This is a genomic window from Phenylobacterium sp. FG114, assembly GCF_057809855.1.
In genome coordinates this window covers 101,464-120,315 of sequence record NZ_JBMDKU010000005.1, presented here as the reverse complement: position 1 = coordinate 120,315, position 18,852 = coordinate 101,464, and the positions used below count along the sequence as shown (strand labels likewise).

Annotated in this window: 17 protein-coding genes; 4 read left to right on the top strand and 13 right to left on the bottom strand. The window is 69.0% G+C overall.

What is annotated here, in order from left to right; all coding sequences use genetic code 11:
* Window positions 1-80: 80 nt before the first annotated feature.
* The 3 genes from arsC to ctrA form a co-directional block, all read right to left on the bottom strand.
* Window positions 81-431 (bottom strand): arsenate reductase (glutaredoxin), encoded by a 351-nt coding sequence (arsC, locus tag ACODSY_RS10025; RefSeq protein WP_488951582.1) that lies wholly within the window; start codon window positions 429-431, stop codon window positions 81-83.
* A 28-nt stretch (window positions 432-459) separates the two neighbouring features.
* Window positions 460-2,844, bottom strand: coding sequence for a M20/M25/M40 family metallo-hydrolase (locus ACODSY_RS10020; RefSeq protein ID WP_488951581.1), 2,385 nt, complete (start codon window positions 2,842-2,844; stop codon window positions 460-462).
* A 107-nt stretch (window positions 2,845-2,951) separates the two neighbouring features.
* On the bottom strand, window positions 2,952-3,653 hold the full coding sequence (gene ctrA / locus ACODSY_RS10015; protein WP_488951580.1) for a response regulator transcription factor CtrA: 702 nt from the start codon (window positions 3,651-3,653) through the stop codon (window positions 2,952-2,954).
* Window positions 3,654-3,937: 284 nt separating this feature from the next.
* Between ctrA and ACODSY_RS10010 the strand changes: the two genes are divergently transcribed.
* The 3 genes from ACODSY_RS10010 (at window position 3,938) to ACODSY_RS10000 (ending at window position 6,101) form a co-directional block, all read left to right on the top strand.
* Window positions 3,938-4,294: a hypothetical protein gene (locus ACODSY_RS10010; protein WP_488951579.1), complete on the top strand. Its 357-nt coding sequence runs from the start codon at window positions 3,938-3,940 to the stop codon at window positions 4,292-4,294.
* A 65-nt stretch (window positions 4,295-4,359) separates the two neighbouring features.
* Window positions 4,360-5,697: a flagellar protein export ATPase FliI gene (fliI, locus tag ACODSY_RS10005; RefSeq protein WP_488951578.1), complete on the top strand. Its 1,338-nt coding sequence runs from the start codon at window positions 4,360-4,362 to the stop codon at window positions 5,695-5,697.
* Window positions 5,694-6,101, top strand: a complete 408-nt coding sequence (locus ACODSY_RS10000) for a flagellar export protein FliJ (protein WP_488951577.1) — start codon at window positions 5,694-5,696, stop codon at window positions 6,099-6,101. The genes fliI and ACODSY_RS10000 overlap by 4 nt, the downstream gene beginning before the upstream one ends.
* Here ACODSY_RS10000 and ACODSY_RS09995 read toward each other — a convergent pair.
* A complete protein-coding gene (locus tag ACODSY_RS09995) occupies window positions 6,098-6,919 on the bottom strand; it encodes a LysR family transcriptional regulator (protein WP_488951576.1) in 822 nt (273 codons plus the stop codon). The genes ACODSY_RS10000 and ACODSY_RS09995 overlap by 4 nt on opposite strands.
* A gap of 91 nt (window positions 6,920-7,010) precedes the next feature.
* Between ACODSY_RS09995 and ACODSY_RS09990 the strand changes: the two genes are divergently transcribed.
* Window positions 7,011-7,940, top strand: a complete 930-nt coding sequence (locus tag ACODSY_RS09990) for an MBL fold metallo-hydrolase (RefSeq protein ID WP_488951575.1) — start codon at window positions 7,011-7,013, stop codon at window positions 7,938-7,940.
* A gap of 3 nt (window positions 7,941-7,943) precedes the next feature.
* Here ACODSY_RS09990 and ACODSY_RS09985 read toward each other — a convergent pair whose 3' ends face one another.
* The 9 genes from ACODSY_RS09985 to ACODSY_RS09945 all read right to left on the bottom strand — a co-directional run bounded on the left by ACODSY_RS09985 (window position 7,944) and on the right by ACODSY_RS09945 (window position 18,847).
* Window positions 7,944-8,303: a DUF4282 domain-containing protein gene (locus tag ACODSY_RS09985; RefSeq protein ID WP_488951574.1), complete on the bottom strand. Its 360-nt coding sequence runs from the start codon at window positions 8,301-8,303 to the stop codon at window positions 7,944-7,946.
* A 106-nt stretch (window positions 8,304-8,409) separates the two neighbouring features.
* Entirely contained in the window at window positions 8,410-10,503 is a 2,094-nt protein-coding gene (gene flhA, locus ACODSY_RS09980) for a flagellar biosynthesis protein FlhA (RefSeq protein ID WP_488951573.1), read from the bottom strand.
* 147 nt (window positions 10,504-10,650) lie between these two features.
* A complete protein-coding gene (gene flbD / locus ACODSY_RS09975) occupies window positions 10,651-12,018 on the bottom strand; it encodes a sigma-54-dependent transcriptional regulator FlbD (protein WP_488951572.1) in 1,368 nt (455 codons plus the stop codon).
* Between the two features lie 28 nt (window positions 12,019-12,046).
* Window positions 12,047-12,388 carry a flagellar motor switch protein FliN gene (gene fliN / locus ACODSY_RS09970; protein WP_488951571.1) on the bottom strand — a complete coding sequence of 114 codons (342 nt, stop codon included), beginning with the start codon at window positions 12,386-12,388 and terminating at the stop codon, window positions 12,047-12,049.
* Between the two features lie 4 nt (window positions 12,389-12,392).
* Window positions 12,393-13,040 carry a FliH/SctL family protein gene (locus ACODSY_RS09965; protein WP_488951570.1) on the bottom strand — a complete coding sequence of 216 codons (648 nt, stop codon included), beginning with the start codon at window positions 13,038-13,040 and terminating at the stop codon, window positions 12,393-12,395.
* On the bottom strand, window positions 13,040-14,074 hold the full coding sequence (gene fliG / locus ACODSY_RS09960; RefSeq protein WP_488951569.1) for a flagellar motor switch protein FliG: 1,035 nt from the start codon (window positions 14,072-14,074) through the stop codon (window positions 13,040-13,042). Before fliG ends, ACODSY_RS09965 begins: the two co-directional genes overlap by 1 nt.
* On the bottom strand, window positions 14,074-15,735 hold the full coding sequence (gene fliF, locus ACODSY_RS09955; protein ID WP_488951568.1) for a flagellar basal-body MS-ring/collar protein FliF: 1,662 nt from the start codon (window positions 15,733-15,735) through the stop codon (window positions 14,074-14,076). The genes fliG and fliF overlap by 1 nt, the downstream gene beginning before the upstream one ends.
* A 146-nt stretch (window positions 15,736-15,881) precedes the next feature.
* Window positions 15,882-17,993, bottom strand: a complete 2,112-nt coding sequence (locus ACODSY_RS09950; protein WP_488951567.1) for a serine hydrolase domain-containing protein — start codon at window positions 17,991-17,993, stop codon at window positions 15,882-15,884.
* Between the two features lie 86 nt (window positions 17,994-18,079).
* The gene (locus ACODSY_RS09945; RefSeq protein WP_488951566.1) at window positions 18,080-18,847 is read right to left on the bottom strand and encodes a C13 family peptidase; all 768 of its coding nucleotides are present in this window, start codon (window positions 18,845-18,847) and stop codon (window positions 18,080-18,082) included.
* Window positions 18,848-18,852: the final 5 nt, after the last annotated feature.

The window sequence follows — 18,852 nt, the reverse complement described above, 5'->3', positions numbered from 1 at the left end:
GGAAAGCGCCCCCCGGCGCCCCAGCAGTCGAGGTTCAAGATGACCGGAACGTGGCGATCGCCGCACCCGGTCGATTTGCCTCAGAGGAGGCCCAGCACGAGTTCCGCCGGCCGGCAGAGCGCTGCGCCCTTGGAGGTCACCACGATAGGGCGATTCACCAGGATCGGGTCGATGATCATGGCGGCGATCAACGCTTCGTCGGATGCGCCCGGGTCGCTCAGGCCCAGTTCGTCGGCCTTGGTGCCGTTGACGCGCAGGATGTCGTGCGCGCCAGCGTCCATCCGCTTCAGGATGTCCTGGAGCTGGTCCCGCGTCCAACCGGCCTTCAGATATTCGACCACAGTCGGCTCGATGCCCTTCTCCCGCAGCAGGGCCAGCGTGTTGCGAGAGGTGCCGCAGTTGGGGTTGTGGTAGATGGTGACGTCGCTCATGCCGCCCCGATAAACCTTCCCGGCGAACTCACCAAGCGAAGGCGCGGGTTCCCGAGATGAAGGTCGAGTCCGAGGTGTCCCACGGCATGAGGTCGGCGGGCCGCGCGGGCAGGGGCGCGACCCCCGAGGGCCAGCGGTCGAAGCCCGCCACGTATCGCACGTCGAGCCGTCCCGGGCCTCCGGGCCGCAGGCCGATATCCAGCGGTGTCCCGGGCGATGTCCAGAAGATGCGTGTCCATTCACCCTTGGCCAGGGTGAGCGAGGCGGGGACGCCCCCGATCCCCGTGACCTGGCCGCCCCCGGCGGCGCGCAGCCGCAGTTCCAGGGTTCGGGCGCCGGCCGGCGGCGTCGCCGACAGCCGCATCGCGCCGTCCGGCGTCCGGTCGAGCACGATGACGGGTGCGGCCTCGGCGACGGGCGGCGCGGAGGCCGCCAGCATCGGCTGCCGCCAGGCCCAGTGCGAGAGCCGCTCCACCGGCCCCCCTTCGGCGCGAAGCACCTTGTCCGTCCAGGCGCCGCTGAACGCGGTCGGGCTGTAGCGCCAGGCGCGGCCGGTGTCCTGGTCCACGTGATAGCCCACGTAGCTGACCTGCGGGTATCGCGGCGTCCACGGGTCCTCGGCGCGGATGATCAGGGTGAGCGCCAGGCCGCAGGCCAGCAGCACGCCGCCGATGACCAGTCCCTTCTGGGCGCCCGTGTCGGGCTGGGCCAGCGGCCAGAGGACGAGGCCGGCGGTGATCATCTGCACCCCGAACAGCGGCATCAGATCCATGCCCTCGTAGGCGAAGTGCGAGATGCCGCCTTGCCAGCCCAGCGCGGCGGCGGCCAGCAGGACGAGGAGAACGAACGGCAGGACGCCGCGCCGGGCGCTGAGGGCCGTCGCCGCCGCGCCGACCGCCGCCACGAGCAGCGGCCAGGCGATGACATAGGCCGCGCCGGGCGCCGCGATCTGGAGTGCGATGGTCAGCAGCAGCCCCAGCACGATGGCGCCCGCCCAGGCGCCCTTGCGGGTGGCCGGGCGGTTGTAGACGAAGAAGCCCAGGGCCCCGGCCAGCAGGCCGGCGACGATCCCGATCCAGTCGATCTCGCCGAATGCCGAGGCGGCCAGGCCCAGGACGAGCGGCACGGCGGCCATCCAGCGCCGACCGCGCGCCATGTCGCCGGCCGAGAGCATCAGGAAGCCCAGGGAGAGCATCATGATGGCCCATTCCCAGGGCGCGGACTGGGCGAGCAGGAAGCGCTGCTCGATGAAGCCGAAGCCGGCGCCCGTGAGCCGCCGGGCGAACTCCAGCACGGCGACGGCGCCGATGCCGGCGAAGGCCAGCGCGCCCATGCCCCGCAGGATGTCGGTGGCCGGGAACTCGCCCGAATGCCGCGCCCAGCGCACGGCGAACGCCAGGAGCACGACGACCGCCAGGATGATCACCCAGCCGAACCAGGCCGGATAGGCGACGACCGTGTCCCCGAAGAGGTTCGAATAGACGACCGTCGGCGAACGGCCAGGCAGCTGGGCGGCGAAGGCGGCCTCGGACGCCGCCGCCAGGACCTGCGTCCCCATGTCCTGCAGCGAGCCGCGCTCGAGGTTGGCCGGTGTGGACGTCGGGCTGTGGTAGTCGAACTGCCGACCGATGATGGCGTAGTTCAGCCCGGCGATGCCCGCCCGAAGCGTCTCGGTCAGGTCGGTGTCGTTCGGCATTTTCTCATAGATCAGCACCGAGAGCGACGACGAGGACGGGTTCTGGGCCGTGGCCGCGAACAGCTTGATCAGTTCGCCGTTCCGCGGGCTGGTCTGGAACATGTTGACCCGGCCGGTCGAGCCGCGCGCCTCGGCGTTGATCACCAGCCCGATCCGCTTGGCCAGGGGGTCCCGGCGGAAGAAGTGGTTGGCGCCCAGCAGGCCCGCCTCTTCTCCGTCGGTTATGACCAGGATCACGTCGCGGGCGGGCGTGCCCCGGGCCTTGATGGCCCGGACGGCCTCGAGCGCCGTCGCCACGCCGATGGCGTCGTCGGCCGCGCCGGGGGAGGCTGGCACGCTGTCGTAGTGCGCCATGAGGGCGACAGTCGGCGCGGCGCGGTCGCGGCCGGGCAAGACGCCGACGATGTTGTCGACCGGCCCGGCGATGACGCGGTCCTTTGCCCACTTCGGCGTCTGCACCCCGACGCCGGGGCGGACCTGCGGCGACAGGCCGAGCTCGGCCATGCGGGCCACGAGGGCGTCACGGACCCGGGCGTTCTCCGGTGAGCCCAGCGGGTGAGGCCTGGCGGCCATGAGGCTGACGTCGGTGAAGGCCCGCTCGGCCGAAAACTCCGTGGCCGGCGCTCCGACCGGTTGGGACTCGGGTAGCAGCTGGTCGTTGAAGGCGATCCAGGACCCGAGCATGAGCGCGATCAGAAGCGCCAGGTACCGGCCCATACGCGTGCTCCCCCGAGTCTCTTTGAGAGGAAGCTAGAACGTGTCGCCCGAAAACGAAAACGCCCGGCGGTGAGGCCGGGCGTTCCGAACTTGGAAGTAGAGCCGGATCAGGCGGCGATGGTGACGCCGGCTTCCTGCGGATCGCGCAGCACATAGCCGCGGCCCCAGACAGTCTCGATGTGGTGCTTGCCTTCGGCGGCCGCGGCCAGCTTCTTGCGCAGCTTGCAGATGAAGACGTCGATGATCTTCAGCTCGGGCTCGTCCATGCCGCCATAAAGGTGGTTCAGGAACATTTCCTTCGTGAGCGTCGTGCCCTTCCGGAGGGAGAGCAACTCGAGCATCTGGTATTCCTTGCCCGTCAGGTGAACGCGGATGCCGTTCACTTCCACGGTCTTGGCGTCGAGGTTCACCACGATGTCGCCGGTCTTGATGACCGACTGGGCGTGGCCCTTCGAGCGACGGACCACCGCGTGGATGCGCGCGACCAGCTCGTCCTTGTGGAACGGCTTGGTCATGTAGTCGTCGGCGCCACCGGAGAAGGTCTTCACCTTCGTCTCGATCTCGGCCGTGCCGGACAGGATCATGATCGGGGTATTGATCTTTCCGACTCGCAGCGTCCGCAGGACGTCCATGCCGCTCATGTCGGGCAGATTCAGGTCGAGAAGGATCAGATCGTAGTCATAGATCTTGCCCAGATCGACGCCTTCTTCCCCCAGGTCGGTGGTATAGACGTTGAAACCTTCCGACTTGAGCATCAATTCGATGCTCTGCGCGGTGGCGCTGTCGTCTTCGATCAACAATACGCGCATTGGCCTCTCCTGCCGCGTCCCCGCATTCCCCCACGAATTCTGGTGAATCCGCGTTATGCCTCGCCGTTAACCTGCCCTACCGTCCTTTAAGACAGGTTAATGGTCGCTGGTCCCACGGTCCGAATCGTTAATCTGATTTCGGAATCCGACTCAAGCTGAGCCGCCCGGCCATCGGGTCGCAGCCCTGTTGAATCTTTTGTGATTGGACCCCGTGCGCGAAGCGGGGGTGGGAACGCCTTGCGGAAAAGCGGGTTCTGACCTGACGAAACAGGCCGGAGAAACCCATGACCGACCATCCCGAGACCCTCGCGCCGTACCGGATGCCGTGGCGCCGCGACCAGATGAAGCAGCTGGGAGCGCTAACCCCGATGCTTAGGTATGTTCCGAAAAACCCGCTGTTCCTGATCGGAGCGGCCGCGGTGGGCGTCGCCGGCGTGCTGGCCTGGCGCAACCGCGAAAAGATCGCGGCCCGGACGGCCCCGATGATCGACGACGCCAAGACCAAGGGTCAGGCGCTGATCGACGAGGCGAAGACCAAGGGCGAGGAACTCATCGAGCAGGCCAAGACCACCGGCGAAGCGGTGGTGGCCAAGACGCGTCGTCGCGCCGCACCGAAGACGACGGTTCCCGAGCTACACTGAAGCCAGTTCTTCACATCCCCTTAAGCGCGTTGGGCCAATGTCCCCAGCGTAGCTGAGGGGTCTGAGTGAAGAGTCTGGTGGCCGCTGTGGAGCGGCTTGATCCTTTGACGGTTTCGGGCCGCGTGGCCGCCGTGAACGGCCTCCTCATCGAGGCGCGCGGCGGCCTCAGCCGCCTGGCCGTCGGCGCGCGCGCCGAGATCGACCGCTTCGCTGAAAAGCCGGTCGCCGCCGAGGTGGTGGGCTTCCGCGAGAACCGCGCGCTGCTGATGCCCTTCGGCCCGGTCGAAGGCGTGGCGCCAGGCGCCGAAATCCGCATCCAGCCGCTGGGCTCGGCTGTACGCCCGACCAAGTCTTGGCTGGGCCGTATCGTCGACGCGTTCGGCGAACCCATCGACGGCAAGGGACCGCTGCCGCAGGGCGTCGCCGCCTATCCGCTGCGCGCCTCGCCGCCCTCGGCCCACGCCCGCGGCCGGGTGGGCGAACGCCTGGACCTGGGCGTGCGGGCAATGAACGTCTTCACCACCTGCTGTCGCGGCCAGCGCCTCGGCGTCTTCGCCGGTTCGGGTGTCGGCAAGTCCGTGCTGCTTTCGATGCTGGCCAAGAACGCCGACTGCGACGCGGTGGTGGTCGGCCTGATCGGCGAGCGGGGCCGGGAGGTCCGCGAGTTCATTGAAGAGACCCTTGGCGAGGAAGGCCTGCGCCGCGCCATCGTGGTGGTCGCCACCTCGGACGAGCCGGCCCTGAAGCGCCGCCAGGCCGCCTACATGACCATGGCCATCGCCGAGTTCCTGCGCGACCAGGACATGGAAGTCCTCTGCCTGATGGACTCGGTCACCCGCTTCGCCATGGCCCAGCGCGAGATCGGCCTGGCGGCGGGCGAGCCGCCGACCACCAAGGGCTACACGCCAACCGTGTTCACCGAGCTGCCCAAGCTGCTGGAACGCGCCGGCCCGGGGCCGATCCGCCCCGACGGCACCCAGGCTGGCCCGATCACCGGTCTCTTCACCGTGTTGGTGGACGGCGACGACCACAACGAACCGATCGCCGACGCCGTGCGCGGTATCCTCGACGGTCACATCGTCATGGAGCGCGCCATCGCCGAACGCGGCCGCTTCCCGGCGATCAACGTCCTGAAGTCGATCAGCCGGACGATGCCAGGCTGCCAGTCGCCGGAGGAACGCATCGTGGTGCGCCAGGCCCGCGAGGCGCTCTCGGCGTATTCGAACATGGAAGAACTGATCCGTATCGGCGCCTACCGCGCCGGGGCGGATCCGCTCATCGACCGGGCCATCGCGCTCAATCCGGCGGTCGAAGGGTTCCTCTCGCAGGACCCCAACGACGCCACCGGCCTCGAAGACTCCTTCGCGGGCCTCGCTGATATCCTGAACGGAGCCGCCGCGTGAGTTGGGCAGAGTCGCTGATCAAGCTCTCCACCTATGAGGCGGAGGTCCTTCAGAAACGGCTCGCCGAGATCGTGGACCGCCGCGTCGCCGTCGAGATGCGGCTCGCGATGCTGGAGGCCGAAGGCGAGGCGGAGGCCGTCTTCTCGGCGCAGGAAGCCGCGGCCGGTATCTACCGCGCCGGCTTCTTCGAGGGGCTGAAGATCCGCAAGGCCAAGATCCAGGCCGAGATCGACATGATCCTGATCGAGGAACAGGGCGCCCGCGAGGCCCTGGCCGAAGCCTTCGAGGCCCAAAAGAAATACGAGCACATCGCCGAGGGCCTGAAGGTCGAGGCCCGCAAGGTCCAGGGTCGCGTTGAAGCGGCCCAACTCGACGAGCTGGGCCTGCGCAAGAAGGTGAGCTAGGCGGCTCGGGCCTCGCGGCCGGCCACCGCCGCCAGAATCCGCGTCACCGCCGGCGACCCCGCATCCGCGCGGCGATAGGCCAACCCCACCTCACGCCGAAGCCCCAGGTCGCTCAGCGGTCGGATGGCGGCGGTGGTCGACGCTGGAATGACGCCTTCGGGCAGCACCGTCGCGCCGATGCCGGCCTCCACCAGGGCTATGGCCCATTCCTCGGTCGTGGCGACCGCCGCGACATCGGGCTTGAAGCCCAGGTCGGCCGTCGCCTCCGCGTTCTCGCAGTTGCAGCGGGCGACCAAGGGGACGTCCGCCAGGTCACCGATGGTCAGCGCCGGCTTCAGTCGCAGGTCGTGGCGCGGGGGCAGGGCGACGACATAGGCCTCGGACCACAACGGCACGAACGCCTCGGTGTCGCCGGTCATGTTGCGGGCGACGATCCGCGCGTCGCAGGGCTGGTGCGCGCCGACGAGCGAGACGCGGATCGCCGGATCCTCGGAGAGCGGTTTCAGCAGGGACATCGTGCGCGGGATGTCCAGGCTGGGCATCAGCCCCAGCGCCACCCCGGTGGCGGCGGTGGGAGCGAACATCGCCTTCAGCGACAGCGCGTCGTCCACGAGCCGACGGGCGCGGGCGTAGAGCGCATCGGCCGCAGCGGTCGCGGCCACGCCCTTACGGTGCCGGACGAACAGCGCCGTTTCCAACTCGCGCTCCAGGGCGGCAAGCGCCGCCGAGATCGAAGGCTGGGAGATGAAACACCGTCGCGCGGCGGCGGTGACGCTGCCGGTCTCGTAGACGGCGAGGAAGTATCGGAGTTCACGCAATTCCATAGTCATGGCCTATGGCAACATTCAGAAGTCCATATTTTACGTATATCAGCTCGTGCGCAAGGGTGAGGCGTCCTGGAGAACGCCAATGCCCCGTCGCAACCTCGCCCTGTCCCTTACGGCCCTCGTGGCCGGAACCTCCATCGCCGCCTGCCAGGCGCCGCCAGCCGCCGCCGAGCTGGCCACGCCCGCCGCGCCGCCGGCCGCCCACCCGCCGGCGGCCATGAGGATCGCGGTCATATCCTCGGGCTCGACCCAGTCGACCGCGGCCATGGCCTATGAAGGCGGACGCGGGGACGACAAGCGCACCTTCGTCGCGGGCGCGATCCTGGTGGATCACCCAAAGGGCCGGCTGCTCTTCGACGCCGGCTACGGCCGCGATCTCGCGCAGCATTTCAAGACCGCCCCGAAGATCATGCAGATGTCGGTGAAGCCGGTGTTGACCGAGCCGGTCGCTGCCCAGCTCGCCGCCGCCGGCGTCGCGCCTTCCAGCCTGAAGGCCATCGTCCTCACGCACGCCCACTGGGATCACGTCAGCGGCGTCGCCGATCTTCCCGGGGTGCCGGTGTGGGTGAGCCGCGCGGAGATGGCGTTCGTGGAGAGCGGCGACGATGCCGGGATGCTGGCGCGGCAGATCGGGCTCAGGGACTATCGCGCCTACGACTTCAAGGAGGGGCCGTACCAGGGGTTTGACCGGAGCTGGGACGTGTTCGGCGATGGCAGCGTGGTGCTGGTCCCAGCGCCCGGGCACACGCCGGGATCTATCGTCGCGTTCGTGAACACGCCCGACGGGCGGCGCTATGCGCTCATCGGCGATACCGCGTGGCAGGCGGAGGGCGTGGCCCTGCCGGCGCAGAAGCCTCTGCTCACGCGGTTCGCCGACCACGACGCCGCGGCGACCAGGGCGTTGCTGGAGAAACTGCACGCCCTCAAGGCGGCGCAGCCGGACCTGGTGATCGTACCGGCGCACGACGCCCGGGTGTGGGCGACGCTGCCGACCCTGACGGCGGTGAAGTAGGGGCTATTTGCCCTGGCGGGCGCGTTCGGCTTCCACGTCCTGGCGCAGGACGTGGAGGTCCTCGCTGATCTTGAAGATGGTGACGTAGAACTCGCAGAAGGCGCGCCAGAGCAGCACGGCGACGAACACGCCCAGCATGCCAACGCCCAGGACGCCGACGGCGAGCAGGATGCCCCATCCGCCCTCGCGGATCGCCACGCCGACGCTGGCGCCCAGCACGCCGAACGCCATGATGCCGATGATGGCCAGGCCGGCCCAGTAGACCAGGTGGACGACCGTCCCGGTGATCAGCCGCTCGAAGGTCAGCAGATCCCAGAGGAACTGGCCGCTGAGGCCCTGGGGTCGCTGTAAGGGTCGCCGCATCCGCAATCCGAGACTCAGAAGACCGGGCAGACGCCCGCCAAGGCCCGAACCGCTATCAGCCGACGGGGCGGCCTGCAACGTTCGTCGCTGTCGCGCGGCGGGTCGATCAGATCGCGCCCACGGTCTTGAGGCGGGCGCGGGGATGGATCTCGTTCTGGCTCATCACCGGGGTCTGTCCGCGGAATCGCTCGATGATCGAGCGGACATAGGGCCGGATGGTCGGGCTGGTGAGCAGCACGGGGCTGTCGCCGGCCAGCGCGGCGCGTTCGAAGCTCTCGCGAACGCCGCGGATGAAATCCTGCAGGCGCGACGGGGCCAGGGCCAGTTGCTTCTCCTCGCCCGCGCCGACCAGGGCGTCGGCGAAGGCGTTCTCCCACTCGGCCGACAGGGTGATGATCGGCAGGGCGCCGTCGTCGCCGCGATAGGCGTAGCAGAGCTGGCGCGCCAGGCGGCCGCGGACCTGTTCGACGAGCAGGGTGATCGAGCTTGTATGGGGCGCGGCCTCGCCGATGCCTTCGAGGATGGCCCCCAGGTCGCGGATCGAGATCCGTTCGCGCAGCAGGGCCTGGAGCACGCGCTGGACGGTGGTGGCGGTGACCACGCTGGGAATGAGGTCTTCGGCGAGCTTCTTCTGCTCGGCGGGCAGTTCCTTGATCAGCTTCTGGACCTCGGCATAGGTCAGCAGGTCGGGCATGTTCTCCTTAAGCACCTCGGTGAGGTGCGTGGTGAGAACGGTCGCCGGGTCGACGATCGTGTAGCCGCGGAACGTAGCTTCCTCGCGCAGGCCGTCGTCGATCCAAGTGGCCGGCAGGCCGAACGCCGGCTCCTTCATGTGCTCGCCCGGCAGCTCCACCTGGGCGCCGCGCGGGTCCATGGCCATCAGCTGGCCGATGCGGACCTCGCCCGAGCCCGCGTCCATCTCCTTGATGCGCAGGCAGTAGCCCTGCGAAGGGAGGCGCATGTTGTCGAGGATGCGAACGCTGGGCATGACGAAGCCGAAGTCGGCGGCCAGGGTGCGGCGCAGCGCCTTGATCTGGTCGGTCAGCCGGCGGCCTTCCAGGTCGTTGATCAGCGGCAGCAGGCCGTAGCCCAGCTCGATCTTGATCTCGTCGATGGCCAGTGTCTGGCTGATCGGCTCTTCCTCGGCCGCCGCCGGGGCCGGTGCGATATCGACGACCTCGGGCTCGTCCTTCGCTTTTGAGCGACGCCAGGCCAGGACGCCCGAGCCGACGGACAGCAGCGCGAAGGGGATGATCGGCATGCCGGGGATGATGGCCAGGGCGCCGGCGGCGGCCGACACCATGCCCAGGCTGAGCGGATTGGTGGCCAGCTGGGTGACCAGGGCCTTGTCGGCCGAGCCCTCGACGCCCGCCTTCGACACCAGGAAGCCGGCGGCGATCGAGATGATCAGCGCCGGGATCTGGGACACCAGGCCGTCGCCGATCGACATGATGGTGTAGGTCGAGAACGCCTGGCCGATCGGCACCTTGTGCTGGAGCACGCCGATCAGAATGCCCCCGATGACGTTGATCGCCAGGATGACCAGGCCGGCCACGGCGTCGCCGCGGACGAACTTCGAGGCGCCGTCCATGGCGCCGAAGAAGGTGCTCTCGGCCTCCAGCTCCTTCCGGCGCTTCTTGGCCTCGTCCTGGTCGATCAGGCCGCTCGACAGGTCGGCGTCGATGGCCATCTGCTTGCCAGGCATCGAGTCGAGGGTGAAGCGGGCGGCCACCTCGGCGATCCGGCCCGAACCCTTGGTGATGACGACGAAGTTCACCACGACCAGGATCGCGAAGACGATCACGCCGATGATGAAGTTGCCGCCCATCATCAGCTTGCCGAACGTCTCGATGACGTGGCCGGCGCCGTGGGCGCCCTCGTGGCCGTGGCTCAAGATCAGGCGGGTGGTCGTGATGTTGAGCGCGAGACGGTAAAGCGTCGCGACCAGCAGCACGGTCGGGAAGGCCGTGAAGTCGAGGATCCGCTTCATCAAGATCGCGGTCATCAGGATCAGGATCGACATGGCGATCGAGATCGAGAGGAACACGTCCAGCATGAACGCCGGGATCGGCAGGATCATCAGGACGACGACGCCGATCACGCCCAGCGCCAGCGCGACGTCGCCGCGCAGGATCCACCCCATGACCTCCTTGCCGGAGGGGGCGTTGGACAGACGCGAAGTGACGCCGGTGTCGGCCATCAGCCGTGACGCTCCAGGTTGGGGCCCGGAAGCGGGACCCTGGAATCGTTATCGGCGCTCGCGGGCGCCGATATGGTTAACAGAGGTGACCGGCGGCCCTGGCGACGTCGGGCAGGACGTCGCAGCGGAGACCGCCGGGATTTCACCTCAGGCCGCGCTGGCGCCCATCTGGGGCGCCGGCACCGCGACGCCGGCCTCGGTGTATTCCTTGAGCTTGTTGCGCAGCGTGCGGATCGAGATGCCCAGAATGTTAGCCGCGTGGGTGCGGTTGCCGAAGCAGTGCTCCAGCGTCTCGATGATCAGCGTCTGCTCCATCTCCGACACCGTCTGGCCGACGAACGAGCGGCTGACGGTTTCGGCGGTGGAGGCGGCGGCCTGGGCCGTGCGGGCGTGGGCGTCGGCCGGCGCCAGCGGCTGGCCGTCGGGCAGGCGGATGGCGTTCTCGTCGATCTCAGGACCCACGGCCAGCAGCACGGCGCGGTGCATGGCGTTCTCGAGCTCGCGCACGTTGCCGGGCCAGCGATGGGCGGCGAGGCGGCGCTTGGCTTCGCCCGAGAGCGGCTTCTCCGGCATGCCGTTCGCGGCGGCGTACTTCTTCACGAAGAACTCGGCCATAGCGATCACGTCGCCCGGGCGCTCGCGCAGCGGCGGCAGGCGCAGGTTCACGACGTTGAGGCGGTAGAGCAGGTCCTCGCGGAATGTGCCGTCCTTCACCGCCTGGGCCAGGTCGCGGTTCGAAGTGGCGAGGATGCGGATGTCGACCTTGACCGGCTTGGAGCCGCCCACGCGGTCGATCTCGCGCTCCTGGATCGCGCGCAGCAGCTTGGCCTGCAGGCGCGCGTCCATCTCGCTGATTTCGTCCAGCAGCAGAGTGCCGCCGTTGGCTTCCTCGAACTTGCCGATGCGGCGGGCGAGCGCGCCGGTGAAGGCGCCCTTCTCATGGCCGAACAGCTCGCTTTCCAGCAGGTTCTCGGGGATCGCGGCGCAGTTGACGGAGATGAACGTCTTGTTCGAGCGGCGCGACTTCTGGTGGACGTAGCGGGCGATGACTTCCTTACCCGAACCGCTCTCGCCGGTGATCAGGATGGAGGCCTCGGACGGCGCGACTTGGTCGGCCAGCTGGATCACCGACTGCATGTTCGGGTCGCGCACCACCATCGGACGGTTGTCGTCGCTGACGGCCGACAGCACCGCGGCGATCAACGTCGCATCCGGCGGCAGCGGGATGAACTCCTTAGCCCCCGCGCGGATGGCGTCGGCTGCCCGCTTCGGGTCGGCGGCGATGCCGCAGGCCACCACCGGCGCCCGGATCCGCTCGGCCTCGTTCGCCGCGATCAGGCCCGCGATGTCGAGATCGTAGTCGACCATCAGCAGGTCGGCGCCCTGGCCGGCCCGCAACGCGTGGGTCGCGGCCTCGATGGTCTCCACGTGGCTGACCTTGGCGCCCGCGCTCATCGCCATCTTCACGGCGGTGGAGAGCTGCCCGCTCAGTTTTCCGACGACCAGAAGTCTCATTTCCCTGCTCCTTCAGACGCAGCCGGCCTCAAGCCTGCGCGTCGCCGTCCTTGATGATTTCGGTCATGGTCACGCCCAGGCGCTCGTCGACGATCACGACCTCGCCGCGCGCCACCAGGCGGTTGTTCACATAGATGTCGATCGCCTCGCCGACCTTGCGGTCCAACTCCAGGACCGAGCCCTGCGACAGCTGCAGCAGCTGGGCCACCGACATGGACGAGCGCCCCAGCACAGCAGAGATCGCCACCGGCACGTCGAACACGGGCGCCAGGTCGCCGGCGGTGCGCTCCTCACCCAGCAGGGCGGCCAGGGTGTTGTCGGCGTCGCTGTCCGGCGCGAACTCGTCGAGTTTCAGATCGTCTTCCGACATGGGTCTAGCTTTCTGAGCCGGGGATCAGGGGTTCGGCGTGGAGGCCTTCCGCGGCGAGCGCGGCCTCCAGCGCCAGGGTGACACGGCCGGCGGCCTGGGCGGGATCGAACGCCGCCTGGCCGTCGCCGAAATCGAGGGTGAAGGCATGCCGCCCGAACGCGCCGTCGGGCTTCACCACGACCGCGCCTTCGAAGCCCATGCCGCGCGCGGCGCCTTCCAGCACCTCCTGCAGGCCCTCGGCCAGCGTCGGGTCGGCGGAAACCACCAACCTGGGCTGGGCGTCGATCTCGCGGGCCAACGCCTCGAGCGCCGCCAGCACAGGCGCCTGTGGGAATTTCTCGAGCGCGGCGTCGGCGACGGCCTTGGCGCAGGCCAGCGACAGCGCCGCCGAACCCTGGCGGTGCTCGTGAGCCACTTCCGCGAGGCGCGGCAGGGCCTGGGCGCAGGCCGCGGCGATCTGGCTGAGCGCATTGGCATGCTGGGCGGCGATGCTGGCCATGGCGGCGCGCTCGCCCTCGGCATAGGCCTGGGCGCGGATCTGTTCGACCTCTTCGGCCGGGAACAGCCGCTTCGGGCGCTGCGCCTGGAAGGCGATGCCGCCCTTGCCGTCGAACTCGGTGTCGAAGCTGAATTTCTGGAAGGCTTCGGACATCAGTAGATCAGCTCATCGTCGGAGCCCGAGCCCGCCAGCATGATCTCGCCCTTGTTGGCGAGGTCCTTGGCGACCTGGACGATGGCCATCTGGGCCTGGTCGACGTCGCGCAGACGGACGGGACCCATGGTCTCCATGTCTTCGCGCATGATCTTGGCGGCGCGCTCCGACATGTTGGAGAAGAACATCTCGCGCAGGCTGTCCGAGGCGCCCTTGAGGCCCAGGGCCAGCTGGTCCTTCTCGACGCCGCGCAGCAGGGTCTGCACGCCGCCCGGATCCAGTTTCGACAGGTCCTCGAACACGAACATCAGCGCCCGGATGCGCTCGGCCGCCTCGCGGTTGCGTTCTTCCAGGGCGGTGATGAAGCGGGTCTCGGTCTGGCGGTCGAACGCGTTGAAGATGTCGGCCATCATCTCGTGGCTGTCGCGTTTGGACGTCCGCGCCAGGTTCGACATGAATTCGTTGCGCAGGGTCTGTTCGATCTTGTCGAGGATCTCGCGCTGCACCGGCTCCATGCGCAGCATGCGCATGACGCACTCCAGGGCGAAGTCCTCCGGCAGCGCCGCCAACACCCGCGCGGCGTGCTCGGACTTGATCTTCGAGAGCACCACCGCGACGGTCTGCGGGTATTCGTTCTTCAGGTAGTTGGCGAGCACGGCCTCGTTCACGTTGCCGAGCTTGTCCCACATGGTCCGGCCGGCCGGACCGCGGATCTCCTCCATCAGCGCGTCGACCTTGTCGGGCGGCATGATCGAGGTCAGCAGCTTTTGGGTCTGTTCGAACGAGCCCATGATCGCGCCCGTGCCGGCCGCGCCGGCCACGAACTCGACCAGCAGGTCCTCGACCACGCCGGCGGTCACGTTGCCGAGGCTGGCCATCGCCTGGGAGATCTCCTTGATCTCCTCCTCGTCCAGCGCCTGCCAGACCTGGGCATGTTCCTCGCCCAGCGCCAGCAGGATGACCGCGCACTTCTCCGCGCCGTTCAGGCGGGAGGGGTCGACGATGCTCTTCGAGGATGCGCGCGCGGCCGCCATCAGTTCGTCTCATGCAGCCAGGAGCGGAGGATCGCGACCGACTCGTCGGGGTGGCGTTCCACGAATTCGGACACCTTCTTCACGGCGCTGACCCGGACCTGACCGTCGACGCGGGCCATGTCGATACGGGCGTTGGCGTCGTCGCCGCCCGGGCCGGGCAGGGCGAGCTGCGAGCCGTCGGCGCCGAGCTGCATCGCCTGGCCGTCGGGCGTGACCATCACGCGGGCCACCTGGCCGGCGGGGGCGATCAGGGGGTTGCCGCCACCGCCGCCCGCTCGACCGATCGCGCCGGCATTCTTGCCGCCGCCCAGCAGCGGGCGCGCCACGAAGAAGATCATCAGGATGCCGACCAGCGCCAGGACGCCCAGTTCGGCGGCGCGCATGATGTCGTTCTTGTCGAAGCCCATCAGCGGGCTCGAGGCCACCACGCCTTCGCCGTCGTCGGCGGTGGGGAACTTGACGTTGATCACGCTGACCTGGTCGCCCCGCTCCTGGTTGAAGCCCACCGCGGTGCGGACCAGCGTCTCGATCCGTTGCATCTCCTCCGCCGAGCGAGGCGTGTAGGCGCCGGGCTTGCCGTCCTTGCCGGCCGCGGTGACCCCGTCGACGGCGACCGCCACGGACAGGCGCTTCACCGTGCCGGGCTCCTCGACCTTCGTCGTGACGGTCTTGGAGATCTCGTAGTTGGTCGTGGAGTCGGTGCGGCCGCTCTGGCTGGTGTTGGCGTTCTGGTCGCCGCCGGGGCCGCCGGGGATGTTGGCCGCGACCGACGCCTGGCCCGAGCCAGACTGGTCGTTCTCGCGGGAATTCTCTTCCTGCGTCGACTCCGAGCGGATCACCTGGCCGTCGGGATCGAAGCGCTCTTCCTGGGTGGTCACGCGGGCCAGGTCGAGGTCGGCCGTGACGTTGACGCGCGCCTTGCCCGCGCCCACCACGCCCTCGATCATCGTCTTCACCTGCTTGGCGATGCGCTGCTCGACCTCGGACTTGCGGCTGTCGGCCTCGGCGGCCATGCCGGTCTCGCCGCCCGACAGGGTCTTGGCGTGCTGATCGACAACGGTGACGCGGTCGGGGCGCATGTTCGGCACGGCGCCGGCCACAAGGTTCTGCATGGCGCGGACCTGCTCGGCGCTGGGCTCGCGGCCGCCCACGCCGATGGTCACCGAGGCGGAGGGTTGCTCCGCCTCTTCCTCGAAGAGTTGGCGCTTGGGCAGCACCAGGTGCACGCGGGCCGACTGGATGCCGTCGAGGCTGAGAATGGTGCGCGAGAGCTCGCCTTCCAGGGCGCGCTGGCGGTTCAGCTGCTGGACGAAGTCGGTCTGTCCCAGGGCGTTGGCTTCGTCGAAGATCTCGTAGCCGACCGAGCCGGCGGTCGGCAGCCCCTTGGACGACAGCATCAGGCGGGTGGAGGCGACCTGATCGCGCGGCACCAAGATGGTCGAGCCGTCGCCCTTGACCTCATACTTGATGCCCCCCTGGTCGAGCGCGGCGGTGATCGAGCCGGCTTCCTTCAGGTCCAGGTTGGAATAGAGCAGGGCCTTGGGCTGACCCAGGTTCATGAACACGGCCGCCAGCACGGCGGCGAGGCCGGCGCCGACGCCCAGGATGGCGGCCAGCCGGCCGATCCCGAACCTCTGCAGCATGCCAACGAACTGGTTCAACCCCGTCGTCCCTTCCCATCACGAAGGGGCGCTCGAAAGCGGTCCTCCCCCTCAGGTAGGCAGGATTTACCCAGTCCTTGGTTAAGGGGCCGTTTAAGCGGGGCCGTAGGGCGACGGGACAGGCTGTCGCAGGCGGCGCCTTTTTCCTACCGGCTCCAGGGCTCCAGGGCGCCGTTCATCGCGAGCAGCACCGAGAAGGCCGTATAGATCAGCACGGTCATCGTGAAGAACACCTTCCGCGTCGCGCTCCAGGAATCCACCCGCCGGCCGCCCTGCCAGATGGCCGGCACCGCGGCGATGGTGAGCAGGCTGAGCGCTGCGGCGACCAAGGCGCAGGTCGAAGCGGTCACGATCAACGGGCCCGGCCAGCCGTACATGATCCCGGCCAGGTTCGAGACCCCGCCAGCCCATGCGCCGAACAGGCCGAACGCGGCGAGCCAGAGCCCCGCCTGGATGTTTTGGATGAGGGCGGCCCGGGCCTGGATCTGGTTCTGACGCAGCTCGCGCCGGCTGCGGAGCATGAGCCCGATGAGCGTGATCACCGAAGTGACGGCGGTCAGGCCCGCCAGCGTCGCCAGCGTGGAGCGCCGCTGGGTAAAGGGCGTGCGCTGCAGGGTCTCGGCGTTCGTATCCTCACGGAAGCTGACGGCCGCGCCGTCGACCATGTGGAAGGCCAGCCGCCGGTCGCCCGTCGCCGAGATGAAGCGGCCCTCGCTGACCGGCCCTTCCGGGGCCCAGGCGCGGGTCTCGCCCATGCGGCTGGTCAGCAGTCTCCCGCCGGGCGTCACGGTGACGCTCGAGCCCCCGGCCATCAGGCCGACGAAGCCTTCGAGACCGCCATAGGCGCGCCGCGTGGAGAGATAGTCGCCGCCGAAGACGTCGGCCGCCGCCGCGAGCTCGCGCGAGCCGGCCCGTGGGAAGATCCCCGGTGGCGCGTAAAACTGTCGCACCAGGGCGGATGGCAAGAAGGCGGCGACCTTCCCGCCGGCTTCCCCGTTGGTGCTGATGAACACGCCCAGGTGCAGCTCGGGGATCAGGACCATGGCCGAGTGGAACGCCAGGGTGTCGCCCAGGTGGCCGAAGCCGCGGTAGCCGCCCGGCAGGTCGAAGGTCATGAAGCCGTGCGCCCAGCCGTTGATCCCTTCCGGGGTCATGCGCATGGGAGAGCGGAAGGCGCGCGCCGCGCGGGGACCGAACACGGTGGCGCCGTTCCAGCTGCCGTTGTTCAGCAGCATCAACATGTAGCGCGACATGTCGCTCGCCGTGGACGAGGCCGAACCTGCCGGCGCGATCTGTCCGATGTACTCATACTCGTCCGGAACGAACCCGGACTCGCGCCACCCATAGCCGATCGCCACATCGTCGCGCAGGCGCTCGGGCATGGCGGCGGGCAGACCGCGCCGCTCGGGCCGGGGTTCGCGGAACGTGGTGCTCGTCATGCCCAACGGTACGGCGATCTCGTCTTCCACCCGCCGTTCGAACGTCTTGCGCCCCACGAACGCCACGGCGGCGCCAGCCAGCGCCGCGCCGTAGTTCGAATAGCTGGAGATGGCGCCGTTGCGGCGCTCGCGGCTGGGGCGCTCCTGCCGAAGGTAGAGGTCCAGCGGACGGATGCGGCGCGGGTCGTTCTCGAACAGTTGGCCCAGCGCACGGTCCTCGAACCCCGAAGTGTGGTTGAGCAGCGAGGCCACGGTGACGTCGCGCGCATGGCCGGGCAGGCGCACCTTCTCCGGAAGGTAGAGGTTGATGGGGCGGTCCAGGCGGATCCGGCCCGCCTCGACCTCCTTCATCAGGAGGATCCAGGTGAAGGTCTTCGAGATCGATCCGATGCGGAACAGCGTCTTGTCGGGGTCGACCGCGCGCCGCGGCGACAGATCGGCGAAGCCATAACCCTTCTTCAGCACGACCTGGCCGTTCTGCACGACCGACACGGTGGCGCCGGCCACGTGCTCACGGGCCAGGGCGTCCGCGACCCAGCCGTCGACGAAGGCCTCGAGCTGAACGGGATCGATCGGCTGACCGGCTCCCAGCCGTGCGCCGCTGGGGTGGCGAGGCGGTAGGGCCTCCGCCGGCGTTGCGACGGGCGCCGGGGCGGCGGCGGGCCGGGGCGGCGTTGCGCGAGCGGGGCGAACCTTCGTGTAGGGCACGGGCTCCCTGGGCAAGCTTGTGGCCGGCGCCGAAGGGGTGTCCTGCGCAGCCGCCGGCGCGCCCAGAAGGAGCATCGCCGCCGCCAGCATCGCCTTGCCGAGCCTTTGCATCGCCCAGGATCACTCCACCAGCCGTCGCCAAGCCTATCACCTCGGTTGAGTCGCGGCGTGCGTCTCGCCCCATGGCTCCGGGGGGGCTAGTCTGTCTTGACCACGCTCTCGAAGGCGTAGAGTGGCAGGACCGGCCTGAGCTGCGGCCCCACCCAGATCTGCGGTTCGGAAGGCGGCGTCAGCTTCTCGGCGACTTCGCGCGCCCGCACGCACTCTCGCGTCGCGCTGGCCAGGCCGCCGAAGTCTCGCGCGCCGGGCATCGACGACAGCAGGCAGTCGTCGAAATAGGGATACTTGATATCCTGTCCGCAGCCGAACGACGTGCGGTCGGGGCGGGCCGCGGTGACGACCATCCGGTTGGGCTGCGCCAGGGTCGGCACGAAGACGCCCGAGAAGCAGGCCGAGATCACCACGACCGTCGGGCGTTTCCCACATGTGCGGTCCAGCATCGTCGCCAGGACCCCGGGGCGCAGCAGTCCCTGGTCGAGCTGGGCCCCCTCGGGCGCGCCGTGCGAGGTCATGTAGAAGATGCAGCCGCCCGTGGTGCGGCCCGACAGTTCGGCGAGGGCGTTGTAGATGCCGCGCAGCTCGCTCTTCTCCGGGCGCGTGTCCTTGTAGCGCTCGGGGCGTACGGAAAACTGGCGAATATTTTGCGCCTGGAAGCCGGCCCGGGTCAGGGCGGCGCTCACGTCGCGCCGCGCATTGTCGAAGCCCTCGGACGGCGCGCCGTCGTGGGCATGCCAGTCGCCGGCCACCACCACCGCCGACCAGTCCGCGAACGCGGAAGCCGCCTGTGCCCCGCCCGCCGCCGCCGCGAGCCAGAGGCTTGCGATGAAGGCGAGGAGGCGGGCCATCCGGT

Bases quoted from the DNA above. Each gene is read 5' to 3' on its own strand.
- arsC (WP_488951582.1), bottom strand. From the start codon at position 431: ATGAGCGACGTCACCATCTACCACAACCCCAACTGCGGCACCTCTCGC.
- ACODSY_RS10020 (WP_488951581.1), bottom strand. From the start codon at position 2,844: ATGGGCCGGTACCTGGCGCTTCTGATCGCGCTCATGCTCGGGTCCTGG.
- ctrA (WP_488951580.1), bottom strand. From the start codon at position 3,653: ATGCGCGTATTGTTGATCGAAGACGACAGCGCCACCGCGCAGAGCATC.
- ACODSY_RS10010 (WP_488951579.1), top strand. From the start codon at position 3,938: ATGACCGACCATCCCGAGACCCTCGCGCCGTACCGGATGCCGTGGCGC.
- ACODSY_RS09990 (WP_488951575.1), top strand. From the start codon at position 7,011: ATGCCCCGTCGCAACCTCGCCCTGTCCCTTACGGCCCTCGTGGCCGGA.
- ACODSY_RS09985 (WP_488951574.1), bottom strand. From the start codon at position 8,303: ATGCGGCGACCCTTACAGCGACCCCAGGGCCTCAGCGGCCAGTTCCTC.
- flhA (WP_488951573.1), bottom strand. From the start codon at position 10,503: ATGGCCGACACCGGCGTCACTTCGCGTCTGTCCAACGCCCCCTCCGGC.
- flbD (WP_488951572.1), bottom strand. From the start codon at position 12,018: ATGAGACTTCTGGTCGTCGGAAAACTGAGCGGGCAGCTCTCCACCGCC.
- fliN (WP_488951571.1), bottom strand. From the start codon at position 12,388: ATGTCGGAAGACGATCTGAAACTCGACGAGTTCGCGCCGGACAGCGAC.
- ACODSY_RS09965 (WP_488951570.1), bottom strand. From the start codon at position 13,040: ATGTCCGAAGCCTTCCAGAAATTCAGCTTCGACACCGAGTTCGACGGC.
- fliG (WP_488951569.1), bottom strand. From the start codon at position 14,074: ATGGCGGCCGCGCGCGCATCCTCGAAGAGCATCGTCGACCCCTCCCGC.
- ACODSY_RS09950 (WP_488951567.1), bottom strand. From the start codon at position 17,993: ATGCAAAGGCTCGGCAAGGCGATGCTGGCGGCGGCGATGCTCCTTCTG.
- ACODSY_RS09945 (WP_488951566.1), bottom strand. From the start codon at position 18,847: ATGGCCCGCCTCCTCGCCTTCATCGCAAGCCTCTGGCTCGCGGCGGCG.